2 protein-coding genes are annotated in these 1,075 nt (G+C 38.3%); one reads left to right on the top strand and one right to left on the bottom strand.

From position 1 onward, the window contains the following. Positions 1-145, bottom strand: a 145-nt coding sequence (locus tag AC1DVB_RS27475) for a YqaE/Pmp3 family membrane protein (RefSeq protein WP_477592000.1), incomplete at its 3' end; no start/stop codon positions are given. A 301-nt stretch (positions 146-446) separates the two neighbouring features. Between AC1DVB_RS27475 and AC1DVB_RS27470 the strand changes: the two genes are divergently transcribed. Next, positions 447-1,075 (top strand): hypothetical protein (locus AC1DVB_RS27470; protein ID WP_477591998.1); only part of this gene is annotated, 629 nt, incomplete at its 3' end.

Genomic DNA, 1,075 nt, shown 5'->3' with positions numbered 1-1,075 from the left:
GCACCACTAGGATTGCGTGAATTAATCCAGGGACATAAAAAAATAGTGTGAGGACCAAATTAAGCACAGCCTGAATGGGTTTACCGGCCAATAAAACCGCTAATGGAGGGAAAAGAATCGCAATTAAATAAAGAATGGTGAACACTCTCCAATATAATGTTTTTAACTGACYTCGGTTTGTTTCTCTTAATGGTTACTTTACTTTAAATGAGCAGCAATTTGGTTACTGATGTTCCATTTTCCTGATGATTCCCCTTGTTATCGCCTTGATAAATATATGCTCAAGAGCCCGATTCATACCTACTGAGCAATCTGGCTCAAAGAAGCAGTCTTTTACCCCGATATAGGAGGGTCATGGTTATTCATCGTTTTTGCTGCCATCGGTCAACTTGTCGCGTTTTTGTGTTAGAATAATCAGAATACTAACTGACGAAAGCGGGAGATTTATGAAAAAAAAGATAGGCTGTTTGCATGCACACTATACAAATGTAGAATACATAGAAAACGCATTCTCGAAATTCGATATTGAATGGCTTCATTTTGTAGATCCGGGATTGATGCAACGGGTGTCAACGGATGAAAATTTTAATTATTCGGATGCTCAAAAAAAGGTTAAACAACAGGTCGAATGGATTGCCGAATGTAAAGTGGATGCCATCCTGATAACTTGTACAAACTATATTGCTTTATTAAACGAAGAACAACTATCTCTACCCATGCCCATCATTAAAATCGATGAACCATATTTTGAGCAAATTTGCCAATTGCAGCAGCCGCAAATGATATTATTCACGAACCCTGCCACTGTTGAAGGAACGGTCAAACGTTTAACTGCACATGCTGAAAAATTTGGGACTGTGGATTTTGAAGTCATCATTATCGACGATGCCTTTGAATTCATTATGCAGGGATTGGGAGAAAGATATAATCAGGAAATCATGAATTATTTATCCCAGTTTAAAAACGAAAATAGACGGCTGTCTGTAGCTCAACTATCAATGGTCGAAGCGGCAAGGAGATATGAACTTCAGACAGGACAGACAGTTTTAAATCCATTGCATGCATTGGTTGATTC

Source organism: Peribacillus sp. P4_D6 (assembly GCF_056401795.1).
The sequence above is the reverse complement of the archived record's forward strand: the minus strand, read 5'-3'. Positions and strand labels throughout refer to the sequence as shown.